This window comes from Pseudoalteromonas sp. T1lg21 (assembly GCF_002964625.1).
Lineage (GTDB): Bacteria > Pseudomonadota > Gammaproteobacteria > Enterobacterales > Alteromonadaceae > Pseudoalteromonas > Pseudoalteromonas gelatinilytica.
In genome coordinates, this window is record NZ_PQBX01000056.1 from 25,235 (window position 1) to 46,820 (window position 21,586).

The window sequence follows — 21,586 nt, forward strand, 5'->3', positions numbered from 1 at the left end:
GCATCTTTCCTCTGGAGGGGTATTATATGTCAGTTTTGTGAAAATATGTATAATTATTTTAATTTTTATCAAAAACTGTATAAATAAACCGCATTACCTCCATGTTTTCGAATTATAAACCACTAGATTCTTTACAAAAAAGCAAATAAAAATAAATGTTTAGTTTTGTATTATCGCAGTAAACTTTCTGGGTAACACAATTAAAATGAACGAAAAATGAACGTTATTTTTATTGCTTTTCAATCAAGTAGAAATAAATTTCAGAAATTTCTCACCTTCAAAAGAGTACCTAGCTCAGGTAATGTTTAATAAAGTGCAGCCAAGTTAGCAAAAGCTAACTAAACAAAAATGTGCGCAAGATTTTCCTCTGTTGGAATTTCATTTTTTACACGTAATAATCAGCAACACAATTTACTTGTTATCATTTACCGATAGTTTTTGGCGTGAATATGGATTTTCTTTTTAATAAAAACGCGGCTGATTCTGTGTCACCTGCTTCGACTCTTCCTTACTGTATTGCGAACGATGATAAAACTCTGTTGCTTAATTACGACTCTTTAGACACCTTGACAAACCGTGAATTAATAAGTGAGTTCATGAAAACTCATGGTTATCATCATCTGGTAATTTTTAATATGCCTCATAGAGCGGATGTGCTGCCATTAAAAGACTGGCCAAAACTAAAAGGGTTATTTTTTAAAAACACTAAGACAGATATTTTTGAACAGGGACTGCAAGAAATTAAAAAGGGATCCTTGTGGTTTCCCAGAACGGTGAGCGATAAATGGATGAGAGTGATGCTCGAAACTGAGCAAAAAAATCAAATTCAATCAAATAACTTAACGTTTAAAGAATCTAAAGTACTGCACTTGCTTTCTTCTGGCGCAACATGCCCCCAAATTGCCGATGCTTTATTTATTAGCGAAGCGACAGTGCGAGTTCATTTGCACAAGATTTACCAGAAGATTAATGTTAAAAACAAACAAAAAGCCTTACAGTGGTGCGAAAGGAACATAAATAAAATCAATAAGCTTGCGGGCTAACTTGGAAGCGAATGGTATCTTGATACTGACCTGCAGCTTGGTTACTAAATGCAGCTAACTTTATTTTTAAAGGAATTAAAAAATCTGTCTGCTTGGTAAACAAGAACCTTCTTTTCATTGCGTGATTTAGCTCGACATAGTCCCCAGTAAGCGCCAGTGAATAGTTAATTGCATAGCTGCTTTGGTAAAGCTCATGAATCAGTTTACCATTATGCTCTGACCAAATAGTCATTGTGATATCTGTATTTGCAACAACCTGTAAACTAGGCAGCAAGCTATATTCTTTTTGAGGTATAAGCTCCCCTAAATCAATACTTGTGTTAGCACTGTTATAACCTAAAAAAGACAGTGCAACATGAGTAGGGATTGATACATCTAAATCATAATCTAACTCATCAACCACTTCATGAAATTGACTTTTAAGTACGAGTTTAACGGTATCTTGATACTGACCTGCACGTGCAATGCTACCTTTTGCAACCACAAACCGTAAATCTGTTGTATTGTCAGAAATAGCAAGGTTATTGACCGATGAATTATTAAAAATCGAACTTGAGTTTCCAATGAAATAAGGGATGTGTTGATACTGACCACGCAATTGTTGGTTATTTTCACTCGAGACTTGCAAATAGTATGAACAACTTGTGTCGCCCTCTATGATTACTTTAATCTGCTTTTCAGCATCTTGATTTTGTAGTGTTCGGTAATCCTGTAAGTTATCGAATAGATGCTCAATTCTTTGTATTTTTGCAGAACACTGGCCAAAACACGCCGATGTATAAAATAGAGCATTAATTAAAAGTGCTGAAAATAGAAACCGCTTAATGTACATAAATCACTCCTTTATTATGCAGCTGTTGCTGTGTATCTATATCGATAATTAAGGGCTCATGGATGACATTTTTTAGCACAATTTGATATTGGCATGGTTTTAGACCAGTCAGTGCAAAGCGCCCTGTTTTACTTGTAAAAAATAAGTAAGGCTCTGCTGCTTGCTCCTCAATGCAACGCGCCTCACCAACTTGAAGTGCTAACGGGTCGTTTTCGCTATTTTTTAACGTTCCCAGCATGGAAATATTGTTCTGTGAACCAATTACAACATCATGGCCACTTTTATAAGAAGGATAAAAACTGATGCTACCAGCTCCTAAGTCATATCCAGGCGCTAAGTTTTCAACATCAACCGCAACGGTGGTTCTGTCATAGGCATTTATATTAGCGAGTAAGAGGGTTGGTAGGTCTGAATTAGTGGCTAAAAAATCAGCCCCTTGTGATCCTAGGTTAATTGTTTTCTCAGCTAAACTTGGGTGCGCGCTGATCAAAGCAAAGCTATTTTGGATAGGCTTACCCACCCCCCATTGAGAGTCAGCGAATGCAATACTTGCGGCAGCACTAACACGGCTTTGATGATGCAGCACATTGCCGTTTAAATGCTGATAGTAAGTGCCGTGGTCAAAACTCATCGATAATCGATTTGTATTGTATTGGCTGTTGAGATCAAACACGGCTTCGTTATTGTTATTTTTTTCTAACCCTGCACGTAAATTTAGTGCACCAACAAAGCGCTGATCTTCATTTTGAGCAAACTCCAATCTGGATTTATCGTATTTAGATTGGTGCGATAACTTTAATCTTTGCCTGTGCGAAAACTGATAACTCAGCGAGAAATTAAAACTCCACTGTTGTTGATGCTCTGTTTCTTGCCACTGCCCACCAAGTGAATAATACCACTGGTGAGTGTTTATATTGCCTGAAACAGTCACCCCCGTTGATTTTTCAACCCCCGTTTGCTCATGACGTCTAGAAACATTTGCAAAAAGCGACGTTTGCACTGATGAGTCACTCATAAAGTTGAGATTTGCTTGTATAAAGTGCTGCCTAGAATTAGCAAGCGAGCTCAATTCATTATTAAAAGCTATCTGATAAAAGTCAGGGCTACTGTATTCGTAGCCAATGCTGAAATCGGTTCCAGTCTGAGATGGTTGTCTAAATGAGCTATAGGCAAATCGATATGCATAGCCATTCGCTTCATCAAGATTAATTGCATTTTCAAATGATAACTGCCCTATTGGGGTCGCAAATATTTGCTTAAAGCCGAGTTGCTGTGTTTCTTCATTCCCTTGGGCTGAAAAACCAGCAGTCCAACTTGTTGAGATACCGTAGTCAATAAAGCCTGAAAATAAAGGCTGATCATAATCGTAGGCTAATTTATCTGCTAATTGTGCTGGGTAACCAAAGTGAAGTTCGTATTCAAGCTGCCCTTCAGAGAACAAATCGAGGCCTGTGGTAAGTGTAAAGTTGACCTCTTTTGTAACACCCGCATTATCCGTGATCTTTAAAACAATATGATTATTGCCCTCTATTAACGGAATATCGTCCAGTGAATAAATACCGGCAGGCAAGTTCAGGCGTCTAAATAAGCGATCATCAATATATACTTCAACAGAAGATGGGCTATCTAGCGTAAAGCGCTGCGATGCACTTGGTCGAATTGTTCTGTCAGAAACAAGAGTAAAATCATAGGCAAGCGACAGCCCAAGGATGCGAGTTGTTGATTGAAAATAACTACCCGCACTGTAATTATCGCCCAATGAAAAACGCATGCCATGAATGGGTAAATCATGGATTACTCTCGTGCCTAAACGCTTAAAGTCATGGTTACTTGGTGTATTTACAAACTGGGCTTCGTTTTCAATCACCCAATTTTTTAGATTTAAAACCGCTTCAGGCCTTACTGTTAGCTGCTTTTGTTCATAATCTTGTGCTTGATTTGATTGATACACATAGCTCGAATACACATTAATGTAGCCACTGTAGTTTGCGCTTTTTATTGCTTGTTGTTGGTTTCGCTTTGACACTGCGGTAATACTTTTCTCTTTGATCATGCTCATTGGCAAGGTTATCTTTAAGCTAAAATCAAGCAGTTCGAACACAGTACCAATGCCCAATGTTTGAAGCTCTTCTATATTTACTAAGCCTCTTTCATCAACAAGCATTTCTATGTGTTCAAGCGTTTGGGTATTTGCTATTGGTCTTAAAAACTCCATCAATTCTGAATGCTTTAATAGCAATGAATCATCCAGAGTTACTAGTAATGAAATGTTTGCATGAGGTTGCTTGTTTAAGTAGCAGCTAACAGTGAGTTCAAGCTCTTTTAATGTGGTATTTATTTTTGCATAGGCTAAACCTGCATTAAACAAAGACATACACACAAAGCAAAAAAGCAGACTACTGAGATAGCGCAACGTCTGGCGAGATAACTTCTGCATTAACACTATCCTTCAACGGAATAAGCACTTGCTGTTTGCTTTGTGGCGCAAAGAACACGTCATAACCCGATGCTTTTAGTTGTTGTTTTTTAAATGAAGCGATTTGTTGATGAGACAAATGTATAGCAAGATCATATTCGCTCAGGCGGGCAGCCCCCTTACCATTATTTGCTACCGTTATTTCACAGCTGTAATTACTACATAAGCTCTTTTCGACAACAAGTTCAGGTAAAAAGCTCTCTTGATGTACATGAACAATTAAATTCACATTAAGCAACATCGTCAGTTGTGGCCCAGACGCATTTGCAGAGTTTAAAAGTGGTTGCTCAACTAAACTAATTTGATAGGTTTTGTCTAGGCTCGGGGCTTCACTTACCCAGCGCATTTGGATTCGTTGACTTTCACCACGGTGCAAAAACAATGTTGGAGGAAACACCCAAACAGGGCTATTTTCTTGATAACGAAACATTGGCTCCGGGCCAGAAAAATCAACCTCAAATATTTCTATATCAAAAGCGACTTCACGGTTAAATACATTATGTATCGTACTGTAGGTTACTTGCTGTGGCTTGGTTGGATCCAAGCTTAGTACCATTGGGCTTACTTCCACAGCAGTGCAGAACAGCGAATTAAATAAAATTAATACTGCAAAGATACGCATTAAAATTGTACCTTTAACTGACTTTGCTCGGCTTTAAACTGCTTAGGTACTTTTAGTAAGACCTCACGAGAAGAGTGTGGCAATAAAAGCTTGCCTGATAATGCACGACTTAACTCATCGCCAGCTAAGTTCATAGTGTCATCATGCTGTTCAATAAACCAAGTTGATTTAGATAAACGCAGTAATTTATTGCCTTCATTTTTTAACCGTACTTTCCAAAGCCCTTCTTGCTGTTGCTGCTTTTGTTCAATTACAAGTTTTGCTGTAGCCCCTTCGGGTACCACAGTAAATAAGGTACGAAAGCTAGTCGCAATGCCAACACCCGATTGGTTCGATTCACCTGTATCAATCATTACTTGGTCAACGCCAACCCGGTATGATTTAGAGGCTGTTAAAATAGGATCGCCCACATAGCGAATTAAAATTGATTGAGACTTTCCAGGTGCAATAATGGTTGTCATTGGCAGTATGAAAAAATCTGCATCGTTTGTGGTCAGCTGCTCCTCACCCGAGGGTGTAATTTTTAAGTCAAATGCTGTTAATTCAATAGCGAGCGAAGCTGATGAATTGTTCATTACACGAATTGTTTGTTGTGCATTAGAGCCACTTGGCGCTAATTCAGCAACCATAGGCTGAACTTGAAATGCGACACTGTGAAATGAAAGAAGAAGTGAGAATAAATAGATAAGTCTGAGCATCATCTCTCCTTTGATGATAAGGCAGCCTAGGCTGCCTAAAATAACTTAATTAGCTGTAACAGTTAGCATTAAAGTGTCTGAGTACGTTCCAGAATATATTGGGTCTTCTGTAATAGTCAGTACAATCGTGCCAGGAATACCCCCTACTGCCAAAGCAGCAGAACCAGGTTGACTTTGTTCAGCGCTTTCATCGTTATCACCATCATCAGCAATAAGCGTAAAAGCAAATGGCGCTGCAGTTAACGCGGCGGTATAACCGACACCATCATCCTCGTCATCAGCGTTTTGTAAGTGCCCTTCAGACGTTGTTAATGTCAGTGTGGCACCATCTGAGTCATTGCATTGCAATTCAAAATCCAGTGTCGTCGTTTGATCTTTAGCAATACTTGGAAAGTAAGTCGATGTATCTAAATTACTTACCTCACAAACCGAAGCGACAGAACCGCTGATATTAATGTTTTCAGCAAGTGCAGCGCCTGACGAGAGCATTGCAATTGCAGATAGTGCTATTAGCTTTTTCATTCCACTATTCCTTATAAAATTATTAGCGACTACCAAACACCACCAGAGGCAATGGTTGGGGTCATTTCTATGCGCAAGATATCCTTGTATTCACCCGCATATATAAGTGGTTCGGTAAGCTGAAACTGAACATCCATCACCCGCTCAAACAAAATATCACTCACTGAGAATACTTGTTTGTTGTGAAGCTGCTCTGCCAAGTAGGACTTTTTCAGCGCTGTATTCACAATTGACAAGCTCATTCTGTAGTTGTTAATCACATTGCTTTGCTGATGACGTAATCCACCATTTTGAGAGTGTATAGACACCTTCATCGGTGTATTGCAATTAATTACCAAAACCGTGTTAACTATGCCACTCTCTGAAAACTGCAGTTCCGCCGATTGTGCTTCAAACCCACACTTTGCACTAACCTCTCCAGTTAGCGTCAAACTCACATCATCAAATGCAAAACAGGGATTTATCACACAACCTACTAATAAGACCGGGAATAACTTCATCGTTTAGCCACTTCACTTCCATATGAATCATCTCGTTAACGGTCTTAGATTATGTGAATTAAGATTTTAACATTGTTGAATTTTGCTTAGATGCGTTTAAGTCGTTGATTACACAGCGTGATTAAGTGAATGAAAATTAAACGCTATAATGTTTCTTTCACAAGGTTAATAATTAACTCATTGCTTTTAATACTAAAAATGACTTGGATTTGATGCTGAAAAGATTTATTTGATGATTTTTCGCTAATTAATTCAAAAGCAGTTGATAAACCTAATTAAACACCGATCAACTAAAACAGGCTCAATTATGGTTTTAGATCATTAAACAACCTCCTTTTGATTGAATAACAAACAAATAATAGTCTATGCTTTTATTTGACCCCATTTTGCAAGGAGCAAACTTTGAAATTACTCACCCCCTTACGTGCTGCAATTTTAATAGCAGTCACAGCGGTCTCAATGACTGGTTGCCAACTTACTTCAAGTGAACTACCTGCAATCAGTGATTCGGGAACAAAAAACTCAGGGCACGTTGTATGGCATGATTTGATCACACCTAATTTGGCACAATCTCAAGCATTTTATAGCAGCGTGTTTGGTTGGCAATTTCAAGCCGTTAACGACAGCTACACGCTGGCATCATTAGACGGAAAATTAATTGCTGGAATGGCAGAACTTGATAATAAGCAAAATGCCAGCCATTGGCTAAGCCTTATCAGTAGCAAAGATATCGCTGCCGTAAGCGAAAAAACGATCAAAGCCGGAGGTAAAGTCTTAGTAAGCAGTACCGAAATTAAAGGCCGTGGCACTATTGCTGTATTAGAAGATCCTCAGGGGCTGTGTTTTCGCTGATCAATACAGTAAATGGTGACCCTGAAGCTCAGCAAACTGATAACGGCTGGATTTGGCAAGAAGTATGGAGTGATAACCCAGAGCAGAGCAAAGCCTTTTACCAATCACTTGGTAATTATTCAGCACAAAATAAACCGCTTAATAATGGCAATTACAGTTACTTAGCCTTAAATGGCACACCTGCGATTGGCTTTGTAAAAAAACCAGATGCCGAGATAGGCAACACATGGGTGAATTACATTAAAGTAGCCGATCTTGACGCGACCCTATTAAAAGTAACCGCAGCAGGCGGCATAGTTCTAATGGCACCAAATGACAAAGTACGAAGTGGCAGCGTCGCAATTATTCGTGATCCAGCAGGCGCTGGTATTGTAATTCAGGAGCAAATGTAATGAATAAGAAAATGATTCGCTTAGCTGCTCTTGCGGCTGCAGTTTTAGTTTTAAATGCCTGCACCCCCTATGCAAGCCTAGATATTAATGCGCCGTTTAAAGTAGGCCCTGTGTACGTTAACCCAAGTATTGGCATTGGCGGCACACTTTAATCAATTTCAGGGCGCTGGGTTTTAAACAAAGCGCCCTAGTCATTAGTGTTTTACTTTTAAGCGCTGTACCTGAGTCAGCACATCTTCAGCCTTGGCACCTAAGTATACATAGATTGCAAGAGCAACTAATAAACCAACAACAGCAAACATCATAAGCACGGCAGGAATTACATACTCAGTTTGCCCGAGCGCTGCTTTAAACATGGTTAGTAAGGCTTCTATCGATACTGCTATCAAAATTGTTGAGATAAAGCGTGTGATCGTACGTCTCGTTGAGCTGTGGCGAAAAATATCCTTATGCATGAGAATTTCTTCTTCTAGAATAGTTTTGCCTAAATCGAAAATGGCCAACGCTAACGTAACAAAGATTATAATGGTAAATGGTTTGAGCGGGTCTGACTGGGTGTCTTCGCTTAAGACTAAGTCCACCATGCCGGCAAATACTTTATATAGCAGGTAGAACACCAAACAGAACAAGCAACCAACAATCAAGCCATAACCCACCTTAAAGTAGGGTGTCATTCGTGCTCGCTTTATATCCCCCATAATAAATTCAATCAGTTCAGTTAAACACACATCGATGACTAAGAACTGCTGCAAATTATTACCTGCAGGAATTGTTTTAATAACAGAAATACACAGGTGCTTTGTCGCCGTGGAAATATACGGCGATGTAAAGTGCGGTTCCGGCGTAGCAGAAGCGAGTAAAAAATAAGGTCGAGCGCTTAAGTCCTGCCCTGCACCAATATGACTGAGCTTCTTTTTATATTGACGTTTAAAGCAAACATTATCCCCTTGTTGAATACCTTGTTCGTTTAAACAATATTGTAATTCTAAAAATGGATATTGATTGACTAACTGTTGATATTCTTGCTTATTAGTTAAAGACGCTTGAACACTGGCGAGTATAGAAAGCAGTAAATTATGAATAAGCACTTGTTGCTCTTCATAGCGTTCTATAGCACTTAAATAACTCATTCTGGCCATTTTGCTTCCTTAAATTAATGGGATACCAACTCAAGTTAAGCAAGGAAGACTCCAAGTTTGATTTTCAATATAAATCAACAACTTGAATTCAGGCAGGCAAATAAAATTAGAATAAAAGCACTATAAAGGTGCGTATTGCATTTTATATGTCACTAAAACGAAAAAAGCCGTAACTCACTGAGTTACGGCTTTTTAATTTTGGTGCGGATGGGGGGACTTGAACCCCCACGGCCGAAGCCACCACCCCCTCAAGATGGCGTGTCTACCAATTCCACCACATCCGCATACAATTCTGTATGTTGTTAAGCTTATCGTTTACCTGAGGAGTGAAAACTGCTTAACAGTAATTAGCAAAGCTAATTAGTTAGGTACGTCAGACGCTTTTTCTTCTGTTGCAGGCACATCAGTTTGTGCTGGCGTTACAGATTCAACAGCTGGCGCAGCTTCTAGGTTTTCCCACTCATCAGTCTTTTTAATTTGACCTGCTGTAAGGTTACCTAGAACAATACTTAGTACGAAGAAGATCGTTGCTAAGATTGTTGTTGTTTTAGTCATGAAGTTACCAGCACCCGATGAGCCAAACACTGTTGCAGAAGCACCTGCACCAAATGATGAACCCATATCTGCGCCTTTACCTTGTTGGATTAAAACCATACCAACTAATGCTAAAGCAACGATTAAATAAACTACTAATAAAATTTCGTACATCTTATACGGTCCCTTTTGCACTTTCACAGATAGCAGTAAATGAATCTGCTTTAAGACTTGCGCCACCAATAAGGCCGCCGTCTATATCTGGTTGTGCAAATAATAATTCGCTATTTTTTTCATTCACGCTACCACCATATAAGATGGTTAGTTGCTGTGCTATATCGCTATCCACAGAAGCAATTTTCTCACGGATAAACTTATGTACAGCTTGCGCTTGCTCAGGAGAGGCAGTCTTACCTGTGCCAATGGCCCAAACGGGCTCGTATGCTACCACAGAATTCTTCAGTGCTGCTACACCTAATTTGCTAATTACAGCATCAATTTGTGCTGCAACCACTAATTCAGTTTCATTTGCTTCACGTTGCTGTTCACTTTCACCCACACAAAGAATAGGAGTTAAGCCAACTTGCTGCGCTCGAGCAAATTTATCTGCAACAACCTCATCTGATTCACCGTAAATGCTACGACGTTCAGAATGTCCCACTAACGTATAAGTTGCGCCTAAGTCTTTTACTAACTGAGCATCTACTTCACCCGTAAATGCACCTGCTTGGTTTTCAGAGACTGTTTGCGAACCAAACGTAACGTTTTGCTGCTGCAAAGAACTCAACAATGGGAATGGTGGGAACACCACTATATCCAGTTCATCCGATTGAACATTTTTGATAGCAGTTGATAACTGTTCAACAAGCTCTAGAGAGCCGTTCATTTTCCAATTACCTGCGACCATCGGCTTACGTGTTGCCATTATTCCACTCCACATTAGAAAGCGGGCAAGATACTAACTCGACTTGCCCAAAGTTACAAGAGGTTATTGTTATACCACGGTTTGTTTGCTCACAGTTTCGACAACTGCGGCTATTTTACGTGCGCTATCAAGAACAACTTTTTCCTGTTCAGCTTCTACCATTACTCGCACAACAGGTTCCGTTCCTGATTTTCGAAGTAATACACGCCCTGTATCACCTAATTTTTCTTCGACTTGTGCAACCATATCGATTACAGATTGATCTTGTGTCGGATCAGTCCCTTGAGGGTAGCGCACATTAATCATTTTCATTGGGTACTTTGTAAAACCAGCCCCGAGGTCTTGCAACGTTTTATTTTGTGCAACCATCGCAGCTAACACTTGTAAGCTTGAGATAATGCCATCACCGGTGCTGATCAAATCAAGGTTTAACACGTGACCTGAGCTCTCACCACCGATTTTCCAGCCTTTTTCTTGCAGTAGCTCCATCACGTAGCGGTCACCGACCTTACTACGAGCAAATTCAATTCCTCGGGCTTTTAAGGCATTTTCAAGGCCCATGTTTGACATTACCGTACCAACGACACCACCCCCTAACATATCGTCATTTGCAGCTTGGCAAGCAATGATATAAACAATGTCATCACCATCAAATACACGGCCATTATGGTCAACCATCATTACGCGGTCACCATCACCGTCATAAGCAATACCGACATCCGCATTGTGTTCTAATACCTTACGCTTAAGGGTTTCAACGTGGGTTGCGCCACACTCAAGGTTAATATTTACCCCGTTTGGCTCACAGGCATGACAGATAACATCTGCGCCAAGCTCACGCATTACAGAAGGTGCGATGTTATAAGTGGCACCATTTGCGCAATCGAGCACAATTTTTAAGCCCTCAAGCGATAAGCCTTGTGGGAACTGGCTTTTACAAAACTCAATGTAGCGGCCATCTGCTGTCTCTAATCGACGAGCTTTACCAAGCTTATCAGAAGCCACACAAGTCATCGGTTCATCCATCATGGCTTCAATTTCAAGCTCGACTTCATCTGCAAGCTTTAAACCTCGACCACTAAAAAACTTGATGCCATTATCATGATAAGGATTATGAGATGCACTGATAACAATGCCAGCTTCAGCACGGAACGTTTGCGTAAGGTAAGCCACTGCCGGTGTCGGCATAGGGCCTAATAATACAACATCAATACCCGCAGCGATTAAACCGGCTTCAAGTGATGTTTCGAGCATATAGCCAGAGATACGAGTATCTTTACCAATAATGACTTTTTTGGTACCAATTTTTGATAAAACGCGGCCTGCAGCCCAACCTAGCTTTAGCGCAAATTCAGGAGTGATTGGAAACTCACCCACCATGCCACGCACACCATCTGTGCCAAAATACTTTCTTGTGTTACTCATTTGAAATTCCTCGTTCACATGCTTGCCAAACCGCTAGCACGTCAGCTGTTTCTTGTACGTCATGAACACGAATGATTTTTGCACCATTTTGTGCTGCAATCAGTGCACCAGCAAGGCTTCCTGCTAAGCGTTCATTCGTGTCTCTATTTAATAAATTACCGATCATTGATTTACGAGAAAGACCTGCTAAAACTGGTAAGTTGAACTTATTAAATAGATTAAATTCTTTAAGTATTTGATAATTATGAGCCAAAGTTTTACCAAAACCAAAACCTGGATCTAAAATAATACGTTGTTGCTGAATACCCGCTTGCTCACACGCGGCTAAACGCTCGGTGAAGAACTCATTAATATCAGCAAACAAATCATCATAGTGTGGGTTACTTTGCATCGTTCGGGGCTGACCTTGCATATGCATTAAGCAAATTGCTACCCCTGGGTATTGGGCCAATACCTCAATCGCCCCTGGTTCTTGCAATGCTCTGACATCATTGATGATATCAGCTCCTGCAATAATCGCTTGGCGCATCACTTCGCTTTTGCTGGTATCAATAGAAATAATACAATCGCTGGTTGCTCTTAGGGCTTTAACTAATGGAATAACGCGTTCGAGCTCATCTTCAAGAGATACATCAGGTGCTCCAGGGCGGGTTGACTCACCACCTATATCAATTATTTTTGCGCCTTGATTTAATAACGTTTGAGCTTGTTTGACAGCGCTGTCTAGCTGACAGTAACTACCACCATCAGAAAAAGAGTCTGGAGTGACATTTAAAATCCCCATCACGACTGGGGAGTCGAGGTGTAATGTACGACCTCGAGGTAAGTTAAGAACGGTCATTGAACACCTATGCTATTAATTAGCGTCAATTGCGCATTTATTATTCTAGATAACAGTTTGAAAATTGCGCATTTTTTTGTAATAAAAAAGCCCCGACTAGCGGGGCCTTTCTGTGTCTAATTGTACCGACTATTCGGCTTTGTCATCAACATTTGTTTTTGTTTCTGACGTTTGTTCTGACTCTTTTGCCTCACTTTCCACTACTTTAGAAGTAGATGTGGTTGGCTTTTTATCATCAGAGCGACGATCATGAACATCACGCGGCTCGCGTACAGGCTGACGTGCCATTAAGTCATCAATTTGACCCGCATCAATCGTCTCGTACTTCATTAGTGCATCTTTCATCGCATGTAAGATATCAATGTTATCTTTAAGGATTTGCTCTGCACGTTGATAGTTACGGTCTGAGAATAAGCGAACTTCACTATCGATTACTTTTGCTGTTTCATCAGACATGCTCATAGCACGACTGCCGCCGCCACCCATGTACATTTCGTTTTGATCTTCAGCGTAAAGTAATGGACCTAGTTTTTCACTTAGACCCCACTGAGTAACCATTTTACGAGCAATATCTGTTGCACGTTCAATATCATTACTTGCACCTGTGGTAACTTTATCATCACCGTAGATAAGTGCTTCAGCAATACGACCACCGTAAAGGCTAGAAATCATTGACTCTAAAAGCTCTTTAGAGTGGCTCACACGGTCTTGCTCAGGCAAGTACATAGTTACACCAAGTGCACGACCACGAGGAATGATAGACACTTTATACACTGGATCATGTTCAGGCACCATGCGACCAACAATCGCGTGACCTGCTTCATGGTAAGCAGTCATTTCTTTTTCTTGCTCACTCATCACCATGGTCTTGCGCTCTGCGCCCATCATGATTTTATCTTTTGCAGCATCAAACTCAGCCATGCTTACAACACGTTTGTTACCACGTGCTGCGTACAAAGCGGCTTCGTTTACTAAGTTTGCAAGATCAGCACCAGAGAATCCTGGCGTACCACGTGCAATTACCGCAGCTTCTACATTGTCGCCTAACGGCACTTTACGCATGTGAACTTTAAGAATTTGTTCACGACCACGGATATCAGGAAGACCAACAACAACTTGACGGTCAAAACGACCTGGTCGTAATAACGCAGGGTCCAATACATCTGGGCGGTTCGTTGCAGCAATTACGATAATACCTTCATTACCTTCAAAACCGTCCATTTCAACAAGCATTTGATTAAGTGTTTGCTCACGCTCATCATGACCACCACCCATGCCTGCGCCACGTTTGCGGCCTACGGCATCAATTTCATCAATAAAGATGATACAAGGTGCTGCTTTTTTTGCTTGCTCGAACATGTCACGTACGCGTGATGCGCCGACACCAACGAACATTTCTACGAAATCTGAACCAGAGATTGTGAAAAACGGCACTTTTGCTTCACCAGCTACCGCTTTAGCAAGCAAGGTTTTACCGGTACCAGGAGGACCTACCATTAACACGCCTTTCGGAATGCTACCACCCAGTTTCTGGAACTTAGATGGGTCACGTAAGAAGTCAACCAGTTCAGTTACATCTTCTTTCGCTTCATCACAACCCGCTACATCAGCAAACGTTGTTTTAACTTGGTCTTCGCTCATCAGGCGCGCTTTACTCTTACCGAAAGACATCGCACCTTTACCACCACCACCTTGCATTTGACGCATGAAGAAAATCCATACACCAATAAGCAGTAACATTGGGAACCAAGAGATTAAAATGCTGGCAAGGAAAGACTGCTCTTCAGGCTTAACACCTTTAACATTTACATTGCTTTTTAAAAGATCATTCAAGATGTCTTTGTCATACATTGGCATGATAGTTTGAAAGCGCTCACCATTTGTTTTGGTACCCGTAATTGTACCTGTGGTGCTCTCAATAGAAACTTCTTGAATAGCGCCACTACGAGCGTCGCTAACAAATTGAGTGTAACTTGTTTGGCGATCAGCTTGATCACCACCGTTAAAGCTCTGAAACACTGACATTAGCACTACTGCAATGACCAGCCAGAGTATTAGATTTTTCGCCATATCGCTCAAGGAGTTAACCTCTTGTATCCAATTAATTTAAATTCTACTTAACGCAGCACAACTGTACTACAGTTTGTAGCCTGTCGCCACTATATAAACTTCGCGAGAACGGGCACGCGATGCGTCAGGCTTTCTAATTTTGACCGCTTTAAAGCTATTACGTACTTCTTGTAAGTATTGATCAAATCCTTCGCCTTGGAAGACTTTGACACAAAATGCACCATTTTTCTTTAAAACTTGGTGGCACATGTCTAATGCCAATTCAACTAAATACATGCTACCCGCTTGGTCTACCGATGTATTACCGCTCATATTCGGTGCCATATCAGAAAAAACTACATCAACATTTTTCCCATCGATGCGAGTTAAAAGTGCATCAAGCACTGCTTCTTCACGAAAGTCACCTTGTAGGAAATCAACACCTGCGAGTGAATCCATTGGTAAAATATCACAAGCAATAACTTGGCCTTTATCACCAACCTTTTCGGCTAAATACTGTGACCAACTTCCCGGCGCAGCACCTAAATCAACCACTGTCATCGATGGTTTGATTAATTTATCTTTGTTTTGAATTTCGTCTAATTTGAATACCGCACGAGAACGCCAACCTCTCTTTTGCGCTTCGTGAACATAAGGATCGTCGAAATGTTCCTTCAGCCAACGCTTAGAACTGGCCGAATGTTTTTTATTTGCCATAAAATTAATACGTAACTAATTAGTAATATTCTCTAGATGGCGTTAGAATACCCTTAATTCAAGCCATATTCAGCAAAATTTGTAACATCATGAAATTATCGAACAAACAAAAGCAGTTTTTAAAAGGTCAAGCACACAGTTTAAAACCTGTTGTTTTACTTGGTGCAAACGGTTTAACAGAAGGCGTTTTAGTTGAAATTGAAAACGCGTTAAATATCCACGAACTAATCAAAGTAAAAGTACCTACTGACGAGCGCGAAACTAAAGCATTGATTTTTGATGCGATTGTTCGCGAAACTGGCGCAACTAAATTACAAACAATTGGTCACACAATTGTATTGTATCGCCAAAGCGAAGAGAAAAAGATTCAATTACCACGCGGTTAACTTTCGCCTGAGTAATCTCTAATCATAAAAAAGCCAGCTAAAATGCTGGCTTTTTTATTGGCAAAAATAATTTTGCACGAATTTGTAACTAAACGTTTTGACTCGCACTATTTTTGTTCTCGGGTGTACTTAAGTACCCGGTTGATAAACTCGGTAGTTAATTCATTGATCAAACCCGTTTCTGCATTTAGCACTAAGCTAAAACCTATATTCAGATGCGGAAATACCACAATATCGCTGCGATACCCCTGTACCCAACCACTATGGTAATACAGCACTTCATCATCATAGTTATATACACGCCAGCCTAGCCCGTAATAAGCATCTTTAACATGTTCGCGCCAAACTCTACGACGAGTCTCTTTTTTGGTGTGAGTATAAGGACGTGTTTGTTTTATTAATGCTTCTAGCGGTAATACATCTGGGTACTGCCCTAGCTGCGCATTCAACCAGATAGCCATATCATTTGCGCTGGCATTCACTCCCGCAGCTGCGGGGACCTTGTAATAGTTCTTCTTTAATCGTGATGTATACCAACGTTTTCGGCCGCGTACATGAGGATGTGCATAGTTATCGTCTTTCACCATCTCATCAAAGCCTACACTGGCATCGACCATTTTCAATGGCGCAAAAATATATTCAGAAATCCAATGTGAGTAATCCATCTGAGTTGATTGAAAAATGACAGAGTCAATCAAACTGAACATCACATTTTGATACCCATAGCATTCGCTCGGTTTACAGATAGGCTCAACGGTTAATAGTTGCGCAACGATATCGGGGTAACTCATCCGCGATTCGATTAAGTTATCGTACGCATTAGGGACCAAGCCACTAGAATGACTGAGTATATGGTAAATTTTTAAATCATCTTTATAAGCAGTGTTAGCAAAAGCGGGAATAAACTTACTAATAGGATCATCAATATTAAATTCCCCTTGTGCAGCCAGCTTTGCAGTTAAAGAACCCGCAAAGGTTTTTGAAACTGACGCTAAACGAAACCGGGTATGCTTATCAACATTACGACCATTTTCAATTTTTGTTCGCCCGATGCCACGAATAAAATCATCCTGACCAATATTAACAATTGCCAGAGATCCGCCCGGAATTCCTTTACTGCGTAGTTTACGGGTAAGGTGTTTATTGTAATCAGCAACGAAAGTTTGCCATTGTTTATCACTCGAAGCAGCTTCACTACTCATTGAGAGCAGTAATAAAGAACAAAGGAAAAAAGGTATTAAGGATAAGCTGTACTTCATTATTTATTTTTTTAAGTCTGATTAGGAAGTTTCTGATCACATATTATCATGAACTTTTGTCTCGACTAACGTACAATACGCTTAATCTTAAATATTTATGGGTAGATTAATCTTTATGCGCTTACTTGTAGTTTTGTTTTTTACTTTAATTTCAGCCGGTTGCGCTTTAAAACCTGAACCTGCACCATTACTTGCTATGCCAAAAAAACCTAGCTTACAGAGCCAACGTTTTCAAGTTGAGTATCAAACAGAGCATGCGGCGCCTAAAGTAAAATCAGTACAATTACCTGCACATGCTGTAAGTAAAAACCAAACGGTGAGCATCGTTGCTGATAAAACCAGTGTCACAGATACACTTTATTCGCAAATCACTGAAGCACTGACAGCAAAGCAATTAAAGGTTGTCGCTGAAGGCGCACAAGCTGACTATACCCTATCAATTCATCAGTTAGACCTTGAGCTCATTGAAGACACAGAATACAAATTGGTGAAACCCGAAAAACCATTGCCTTTATTCGAAGAAGTAGCAAAACAGTTCCCTGTTCAGCAATGTGCAACGATTTTAGGTCAGGTAAGTATGCGCCTTACCCACAAAAAAACCGGTGACGTTGTTTGGTTTGCAAAATCATCAATAGATAGCGCAAGCTTTCACCGTGAACCGCTAATTTATAGCTTTGAACAACAGCAACTAATAAAGAATGAATTAGAAGTTGCGAGTTTTGTGCACGAGCAAAACTCTGAACAAGCTCGTATGGCGCGTGTTAATCAAGACGTAACGATTCCAGCTTACCAAACGATTACACGAATGAACGCCTTTAAAAAAGAGCAAGGTCCCTGTAACCGAACAGAAATTAGTGCACTTACACCTATGATGCAGTATTACTTGAGCAGCATTTTAATCGATAAAATAAAAGTGCAGTAATTTGAATACGCTGTTTGTCTGCCCATAGGCAAGCAGCACCCCTCTTTGAATTCGTAACACTTTCTTACACTTCCAATTTCTGCTACTACATTTTTTTACAGATTACAGGAACTCCTTAACAATATACTATAAGCTATTACCCTTTCTCACAGACAAGGATGCAACGTTGCGAGTTTACAGTGCCCTATTATTGACGTGTTTAACCTTGCTTAGCGCTACAAGCCAAGCAAGTAACCGCTATTATGCAGACAATACTTTAGAACCAAGCCAAGGCTTTGCATGGGACTGGGGCATAGGTTTAGGGTACTACATTGAAGATTCTTACCTTGTAGGCATGGATTCTTACAATGATGGCATAGAGCCAGACGTTCACCTCGCCGTTTCTTACGACAGCTTTTACCTCGATTACGATCAAAGCCAACTCAGTGGTGGTTTAACCTTAGGTTACAGCGTTATCGATAAATTTGAATGGGGCTTAGATATTGTCGGTACTAATATTCAATCAGGCTTTGATGAAACAGGCTTAAACATTTACGGCAATGACGTCATTAAAGAGCTCGAAGGTATTAGAACGCGCGACTACGATTTTGATGTAGGTCTTCGTTTATCGCGCCGCTTTGAAAACTCGCAAATTTCATTTGAGTACTTACATGACGTGTCGGGAGCACACAATGGCTGGGTAATGAATTCGTTTTTTAGCCAGATTATCCCTTGGCGGAATTGGGAGTTTCGCTCTGGCGTTGGTTTAAGTGCCTACTCAGAAGACTTTACAAATTACTACTTTGGCATTTCAGACTCTGAAGCCTTGGCAACTCGCCCTGTATATAGCCCAGATACCTCTTACAGTCTTATTTTTGAATTTCATGCAGAATACCCAATTAACAGACATTGGGTGTTTTTAACTGGTTGGTTATCGACTTGGTTTTCAAACGATATTCACCAAAGCCCTATTATCTCTCAAGAGTATCAGCATAAAGCCAAGGTAGGCGTGCGTTATGTTTTCTAAGTATTACTTGTGCTTTACCTTATTACTGTCAGGGCCATTGCTAGCCGAGCAACAGCCAGAAGGTGAGAAAAAAGCTGAAAATGCACTCATTGCCCTGCCCGATACGTGCGTTGCACTACGAGAGGGCAGAAATTGCTATGCTGAGGTTGATATAACTTGGCATCAGCAACAAATTGGCAATTACTGCTTACGCAACGCACAGAGCAAGCACATAATGCAATGTTGGTTGATGCAACAAAAAGGCTTATTTAGATACCAATTTGATTCAGCAGAAACCATTGGTTTTGAACTTATAAGTAGTGATAACGGTAAGGTTGTCGCAAGCACTGAAATACAATTACAGTGGGTCTATAAAAATCGTCAGAAGAAACGTCGTTGGCGACTGTTCTAAGCAGGAGTAAATAATGGAACATTACGGAACTATCTTATTAGTTGAAGATGATATCTCCCTCGCCAATTGGGTTGCGGAATATTTAGTTGAACAAGGCTACAAAACGACACTATGCCAGCGTGGCGACCAAGTCGTTGAGCAAGTCCGCAAAACAAATCCAGATTTAGTGTTGTTAGATATTATGCTACCAGGCCAAGATGGTATTAGTGTATGCCGCGATTTACGACAGTTTTATCAGGCCCCGATTATCATGCTAACAGCGCGTGATGATGAAATGGATGAAGTGATTGGCCTTGAAGTAGGTGCAACTGATTACATGATGAAGCCCGTTCGCCCTCGCGCTTTACTAGCACGCATAAAAGCGGCTCTTCGCTCTAAGTCAGATACACACGAATCAAGCACAAACTCTGAGCTTATTAATGTAGGTAAGTTATCAATCAATACGGAGTCACGCACAGTTTACCTAGCAGACGAAGAGGTCCATATTTCAAGCGCTGAGTACCTTTTACTCCATTATTTAGCAAGTAATGCAGGCCAAGTGGTTTCTCGTGATGCGGTATTTAAGGCAACGAAAGGGCGTGAATATGATGGCTTGGACAGAAGTGTTGATGTGCTGATTTCATCATTACGAAAAAAGTTTAATGATGACCCACAGCACCCTGAAAAAATTAAAACTATTTGGGGCAAAGGCTATTTACTCGTTGCCACAGCTTGGCAATAACGACTCGCGCCTGTGAAAAAGTTTTATATTTCGCTACTCGGTAGCGCCCTGCTTTCAATCATTGTTTTGGGTTGGCTAATTGATGCTTTTAGCCAACAAACCCAAACACCTCAAGATGTGTTTTCTAGCGAAACACAAATGATTAAAGGGTTTGCAAAACAACTCGCTAAGCTTGACGCTAAACAGCGCGAGCAAGCTATCACGGATATTAATCAAGACTTTGCAGTGCAACTTGAATATCGTCCGACACAATCGCTTGCACTTCCCCATTCACTATTATCACAAATAACCCAACCGAGCGGCCTTATCCTCGAAGATCAACAAGGCTATTATTTACTTTACAGTGATGCAGCACTTAATACGCATCATCTAAAAATGCGTTTAGATAAAGATTTAACGCATGAGCAAGGCAACGATGTATTACTGACCTTGTTGTTCTATGCAGGGTTATGCATATTTATGGGGTTTATTATTGCGCCACTCGCCAAGCGTTTAACCGTTTTGAATGAAGCAGCAAAGCGCTTTGCTAAAGGTGACTTAAAAAGTCGTATTCACGTATCTCACTTTACCTATATCAAAGATGTTGAGCTGACATTTAACCGCATGGCGAGTCAAATTGAAAAACTTCTTGATGAGAATAAGTTGATGGCATCGAGTTTATCTCACGATATCCGCACACCTATCGCTTGTTTACGGTTTGGCCTAGAGGCAGCGCAAGATTGTAGCAATGACGAAAAGCGCCTTGAGTATCTTGCACGAATGGAAAACGACTTAGATCAAATGGAGTCAATGCTAAAAAGCTATCTAGCATTTGCAACCCTTGAGCAAAAAGCGAATCAACTGACCTTTAATCATTCTGATCTAGAAACCTATATTCTGACTTTAATCCATCAGATTGAGCCTAAGCTTGAACAACAGGGCTTGCGTATTAATCACCACGTTGAAGGCGGTGATATTTGTGCTGACTTACACTGGTTAGCTCGCGCCATTGTTAACTTATTAAGTAATGCTTGCGACTTTGCTGAATCAGAAATTTTACTCAGTGCTACGAGTACCAGTGGGTCCGTTATGATTAAAATTGAAGATGACGGCCCGGGTGTCAGCGAACAAAACTGGCAAAAAGTATTTAGCCCATTTTTCCAAGAACAAACGCATCGCAATCGAGATGGCGAAAGCTACGGGCTCGGCCTTGCTATCGTTGCAAAAGTTGTTGATTGGCATCATGGTACGGTCGAAGTATCAAAAAGTAAGCAGCTAGGTGGCGCGTGTTTTACTCTTTCAATTCAAAATAAAAGCCTTTAAACATGTTTCAATTACGTTAATTGTCTCGTATT

The 21,586-nt window shown here is 40.5% G+C and carries 24 protein-coding genes and 1 tRNA gene; 10 read left to right on the forward strand and 15 right to left on the reverse strand.

Annotated elements, in window-relative coordinates; all coding sequences use genetic code 11:
- The first annotated feature begins 449 nt into the window (after window positions 1-449).
- Complete coding sequence (locus tag C2M25_RS10515) at window positions 450-1,043, forward strand: helix-turn-helix transcriptional regulator (protein WP_234003561.1); 594 nt, start codon at window positions 450-452, stop codon at window positions 1,041-1,043.
- Here C2M25_RS10515 and C2M25_RS10520 read toward each other — a convergent pair.
- The 6 genes from C2M25_RS10520 to C2M25_RS10545 are packed head-to-tail and all read right to left on the reverse strand — an operon-like array spanning window position 1,024 to window position 6,660.
- On the reverse strand, window positions 1,024-1,875 hold the full coding sequence (locus tag C2M25_RS10520) for a hypothetical protein (protein ID WP_063700053.1): 852 nt from the start codon (window positions 1,873-1,875) through the stop codon (window positions 1,024-1,026). The genes C2M25_RS10515 and C2M25_RS10520 overlap by 20 nt on opposite strands.
- Window positions 1,865-4,312: a fimbria/pilus outer membrane usher protein gene (locus C2M25_RS10525; protein ID WP_234003562.1), complete on the reverse strand. Its 2,448-nt coding sequence runs from the start codon at window positions 4,310-4,312 to the stop codon at window positions 1,865-1,867. Before C2M25_RS10525 ends, C2M25_RS10520 begins: the two co-directional genes overlap by 11 nt.
- Window positions 4,272-4,973 (reverse strand): hypothetical protein, encoded by a 702-nt coding sequence (locus C2M25_RS10530; protein WP_105181072.1) that lies wholly within the window; start codon window positions 4,971-4,973, stop codon window positions 4,272-4,274. The genes C2M25_RS10525 and C2M25_RS10530 overlap by 41 nt, the downstream gene beginning before the upstream one ends.
- Window positions 4,973-5,671: a molecular chaperone gene (locus tag C2M25_RS10535; protein WP_105181073.1), complete on the reverse strand. Its 699-nt coding sequence runs from the start codon at window positions 5,669-5,671 to the stop codon at window positions 4,973-4,975. The genes C2M25_RS10530 and C2M25_RS10535 overlap by 1 nt, the downstream gene beginning before the upstream one ends.
- 45 nt (window positions 5,672-5,716) lie before the next feature.
- Window positions 5,717-6,193, reverse strand: coding sequence for a hypothetical protein (locus C2M25_RS10540; protein WP_063700060.1), 477 nt, complete (start codon window positions 6,191-6,193; stop codon window positions 5,717-5,719).
- A 29-nt stretch (window positions 6,194-6,222) separates the two neighbouring features.
- Window positions 6,223-6,660: a hypothetical protein gene (locus C2M25_RS10545; RefSeq protein ID WP_234003563.1), complete on the reverse strand. Its 438-nt coding sequence runs from the start codon at window positions 6,658-6,660 to the stop codon at window positions 6,223-6,225.
- Between the two features lie 435 nt (window positions 6,661-7,095).
- On the opposite strand from C2M25_RS10545, the gene C2M25_RS10550 reads away from it, so the two are divergent.
- The 3 genes from C2M25_RS10550 to C2M25_RS21845 are packed head-to-tail and all read left to right on the forward strand — an operon-like array spanning window position 7,096 to window position 8,089.
- Window positions 7,096-7,545, forward strand: coding sequence for a VOC family protein (locus C2M25_RS10550; RefSeq protein ID WP_105181075.1), 450 nt, complete (start codon window positions 7,096-7,098; stop codon window positions 7,543-7,545).
- On the forward strand, window positions 7,533-7,937 hold the full coding sequence (locus tag C2M25_RS10555; protein ID WP_105181076.1) for a VOC family protein: 405 nt from the start codon (window positions 7,533-7,535) through the stop codon (window positions 7,935-7,937). The genes C2M25_RS10550 and C2M25_RS10555 overlap by 13 nt, the downstream gene beginning before the upstream one ends.
- Window positions 7,937-8,089 carry a hypothetical protein gene (locus C2M25_RS21845; protein WP_165385100.1) on the forward strand — a complete coding sequence of 51 codons (153 nt, stop codon included), beginning with the start codon at window positions 7,937-7,939 and terminating at the stop codon, window positions 8,087-8,089. Before C2M25_RS10555 ends, C2M25_RS21845 begins: the two co-directional genes overlap by 1 nt.
- A gap of 42 nt (window positions 8,090-8,131) precedes the next feature.
- Here the strand turns inward: C2M25_RS21845 and C2M25_RS10560 are convergent, their stop codons facing one another.
- From C2M25_RS10560 to rlmE, 8 genes are all read right to left on the reverse strand, one after another.
- Window positions 8,132-9,076, reverse strand: coding sequence for a hypothetical protein (locus C2M25_RS10560; protein ID WP_063700066.1), 945 nt, complete (start codon window positions 9,074-9,076; stop codon window positions 8,132-8,134).
- A gap of 199 nt (window positions 9,077-9,275) precedes the next feature.
- A tRNA-Leu gene (locus tag C2M25_RS10565) sits at window positions 9,276-9,360 on the reverse strand.
- Window positions 9,361-9,436: 76 nt separating this feature from the next.
- Window positions 9,437-9,784, reverse strand: a complete 348-nt coding sequence (gene secG / locus C2M25_RS10570; protein WP_063700068.1) for a preprotein translocase subunit SecG — start codon at window positions 9,782-9,784, stop codon at window positions 9,437-9,439.
- Between the two features lies 1 nt (window position 9,785).
- A complete protein-coding gene (gene tpiA, locus C2M25_RS10575) occupies window positions 9,786-10,535 on the reverse strand; it encodes a triose-phosphate isomerase (RefSeq protein WP_105181077.1) in 750 nt (249 codons plus the stop codon).
- 69 nt (window positions 10,536-10,604) lie between these two features.
- Complete coding sequence (glmM, locus tag C2M25_RS10580) at window positions 10,605-11,960, reverse strand: phosphoglucosamine mutase (protein WP_063700072.1); 1,356 nt, start codon at window positions 11,958-11,960, stop codon at window positions 10,605-10,607.
- Window positions 11,953-12,801 carry a dihydropteroate synthase gene (gene folP / locus C2M25_RS10585; RefSeq protein WP_105181078.1) on the reverse strand — a complete coding sequence of 283 codons (849 nt, stop codon included), beginning with the start codon at window positions 12,799-12,801 and terminating at the stop codon, window positions 11,953-11,955. Before folP ends, glmM begins: the two co-directional genes overlap by 8 nt.
- 129 nt (window positions 12,802-12,930) lie before the next feature.
- Window positions 12,931-14,871, reverse strand: a complete 1,941-nt coding sequence (gene ftsH, locus C2M25_RS10590) for an ATP-dependent zinc metalloprotease FtsH (RefSeq protein WP_063700076.1) — start codon at window positions 14,869-14,871, stop codon at window positions 12,931-12,933.
- Window positions 14,872-14,937: 66 nt separating this feature from the next.
- Entirely contained in the window at window positions 14,938-15,567 is a 630-nt protein-coding gene (gene rlmE / locus C2M25_RS10595) for a 23S rRNA (uridine(2552)-2'-O)-methyltransferase RlmE (RefSeq protein ID WP_105174619.1), read from the reverse strand.
- 89 nt (window positions 15,568-15,656) lie between these two features.
- On the opposite strand from rlmE, the gene yhbY reads away from it, so the two are divergent.
- Entirely contained in the window at window positions 15,657-15,953 is a 297-nt protein-coding gene (gene yhbY, locus C2M25_RS10600; protein WP_105174620.1) for a ribosome assembly RNA-binding protein YhbY, read from the forward strand.
- A 107-nt stretch (window positions 15,954-16,060) separates the two neighbouring features.
- On the opposite strand, the gene C2M25_RS10605 is transcribed toward yhbY, so the two are convergent.
- Window positions 16,061-17,212, reverse strand: a complete 1,152-nt coding sequence (locus C2M25_RS10605) for a serine hydrolase domain-containing protein (protein WP_105174621.1) — start codon at window positions 17,210-17,212, stop codon at window positions 16,061-16,063.
- 115 nt (window positions 17,213-17,327) lie between these two features.
- Between C2M25_RS10605 and C2M25_RS10610 the strand changes: the two genes are divergently transcribed.
- The 5 genes from C2M25_RS10610 to C2M25_RS10630 all read left to right on the forward strand — a co-directional run bounded on the left by C2M25_RS10610 (window position 17,328) and on the right by C2M25_RS10630 (window position 21,554).
- Window positions 17,328-18,134, forward strand: coding sequence for a hypothetical protein (locus tag C2M25_RS10610; RefSeq protein ID WP_105174622.1), 807 nt, complete (start codon window positions 17,328-17,330; stop codon window positions 18,132-18,134).
- Window positions 18,135-18,300: 166 nt separating this feature from the next.
- The gene (locus tag C2M25_RS10615; protein WP_063700084.1) at window positions 18,301-19,140 is read left to right on the forward strand and encodes a MipA/OmpV family protein; all 840 of its coding nucleotides are present in this window, start codon (window positions 18,301-18,303) and stop codon (window positions 19,138-19,140) included.
- Window positions 19,130-19,531 carry a DUF3019 domain-containing protein gene (locus C2M25_RS10620; RefSeq protein ID WP_105181079.1) on the forward strand — a complete coding sequence of 134 codons (402 nt, stop codon included), beginning with the start codon at window positions 19,130-19,132 and terminating at the stop codon, window positions 19,529-19,531. The genes C2M25_RS10615 and C2M25_RS10620 overlap by 11 nt, the downstream gene beginning before the upstream one ends.
- Window positions 19,532-19,544: 13 nt before the next feature.
- On the forward strand, window positions 19,545-20,252 hold the full coding sequence (locus C2M25_RS10625; RefSeq protein ID WP_063700088.1) for a response regulator transcription factor: 708 nt from the start codon (window positions 19,545-19,547) through the stop codon (window positions 20,250-20,252).
- A gap of 12 nt (window positions 20,253-20,264) precedes the next feature.
- Window positions 20,265-21,554 carry a sensor histidine kinase gene (locus tag C2M25_RS10630; RefSeq protein WP_105181080.1) on the forward strand — a complete coding sequence of 430 codons (1,290 nt, stop codon included), beginning with the start codon at window positions 20,265-20,267 and terminating at the stop codon, window positions 21,552-21,554.
- Window positions 21,555-21,586: the final 32 nt, after the last annotated feature.

Coding starts and splice junctions, on each gene's coding strand:
- C2M25_RS10515 (WP_234003561.1), top strand. CDS start 450: ATGGATTTTCTTTTTAATAAAAACGCGGCTGATTCTGTGTCACCTGCT.
- C2M25_RS10520 (WP_063700053.1), bottom strand. CDS start 1,875: ATGTACATTAAGCGGTTTCTATTTTCAGCACTTTTAATTAATGCTCTA.
- C2M25_RS10525 (WP_234003562.1), bottom strand. CDS start 4,312: ATGCAGAAGTTATCTCGCCAGACGTTGCGCTATCTCAGTAGTCTGCTT.
- C2M25_RS10530 (WP_105181072.1), bottom strand. CDS start 4,973: ATGCGTATCTTTGCAGTATTAATTTTATTTAATTCGCTGTTCTGCACT.
- C2M25_RS10535 (WP_105181073.1), bottom strand. CDS start 5,671: ATGCTCAGACTTATCTATTTATTCTCACTTCTTCTTTCATTTCACAGT.
- C2M25_RS10540 (WP_063700060.1), bottom strand. CDS start 6,193: ATGAAAAAGCTAATAGCACTATCTGCAATTGCAATGCTCTCGTCAGGC.
- C2M25_RS21845 (WP_165385100.1), top strand. CDS start 7,937: ATGAATAAGAAAATGATTCGCTTAGCTGCTCTTGCGGCTGCAGTTTTA.
- C2M25_RS10560 (WP_063700066.1), bottom strand. CDS start 9,076: ATGGCCAGAATGAGTTATTTAAGTGCTATAGAACGCTATGAAGAGCAA.
- secG (WP_063700068.1), bottom strand. CDS start 9,784: ATGTACGAAATTTTATTAGTAGTTTATTTAATCGTTGCTTTAGCATTA.
- tpiA (WP_105181077.1), bottom strand. CDS start 10,535: ATGGCAACACGTAAGCCGATGGTCGCAGGTAATTGGAAAATGAACGGC.
- glmM (WP_063700072.1), bottom strand. CDS start 11,960: ATGAGTAACACAAGAAAGTATTTTGGCACAGATGGTGTGCGTGGCATG.
- folP (WP_105181078.1), bottom strand. CDS start 12,801: ATGACCGTTCTTAACTTACCTCGAGGTCGTACATTACACCTCGACTCC.
- ftsH (WP_063700076.1), bottom strand. CDS start 14,871: ATGGCGAAAAATCTAATACTCTGGCTGGTCATTGCAGTAGTGCTAATG.
- rlmE (WP_105174619.1), bottom strand. CDS start 15,567: ATGGCAAATAAAAAACATTCGGCCAGTTCTAAGCGTTGGCTGAAGGAA.
- yhbY (WP_105174620.1), top strand. CDS start 15,657: ATGAAATTATCGAACAAACAAAAGCAGTTTTTAAAAGGTCAAGCACAC.
- C2M25_RS10605 (WP_105174621.1), bottom strand. CDS start 17,212: ATGAAGTACAGCTTATCCTTAATACCTTTTTTCCTTTGTTCTTTATTA.
- C2M25_RS10610 (WP_105174622.1), top strand. CDS start 17,328: ATGCGCTTACTTGTAGTTTTGTTTTTTACTTTAATTTCAGCCGGTTGC.
- C2M25_RS10620 (WP_105181079.1), top strand. CDS start 19,130: ATGTTTTCTAAGTATTACTTGTGCTTTACCTTATTACTGTCAGGGCCA.
- C2M25_RS10625 (WP_063700088.1), top strand. CDS start 19,545: ATGGAACATTACGGAACTATCTTATTAGTTGAAGATGATATCTCCCTC.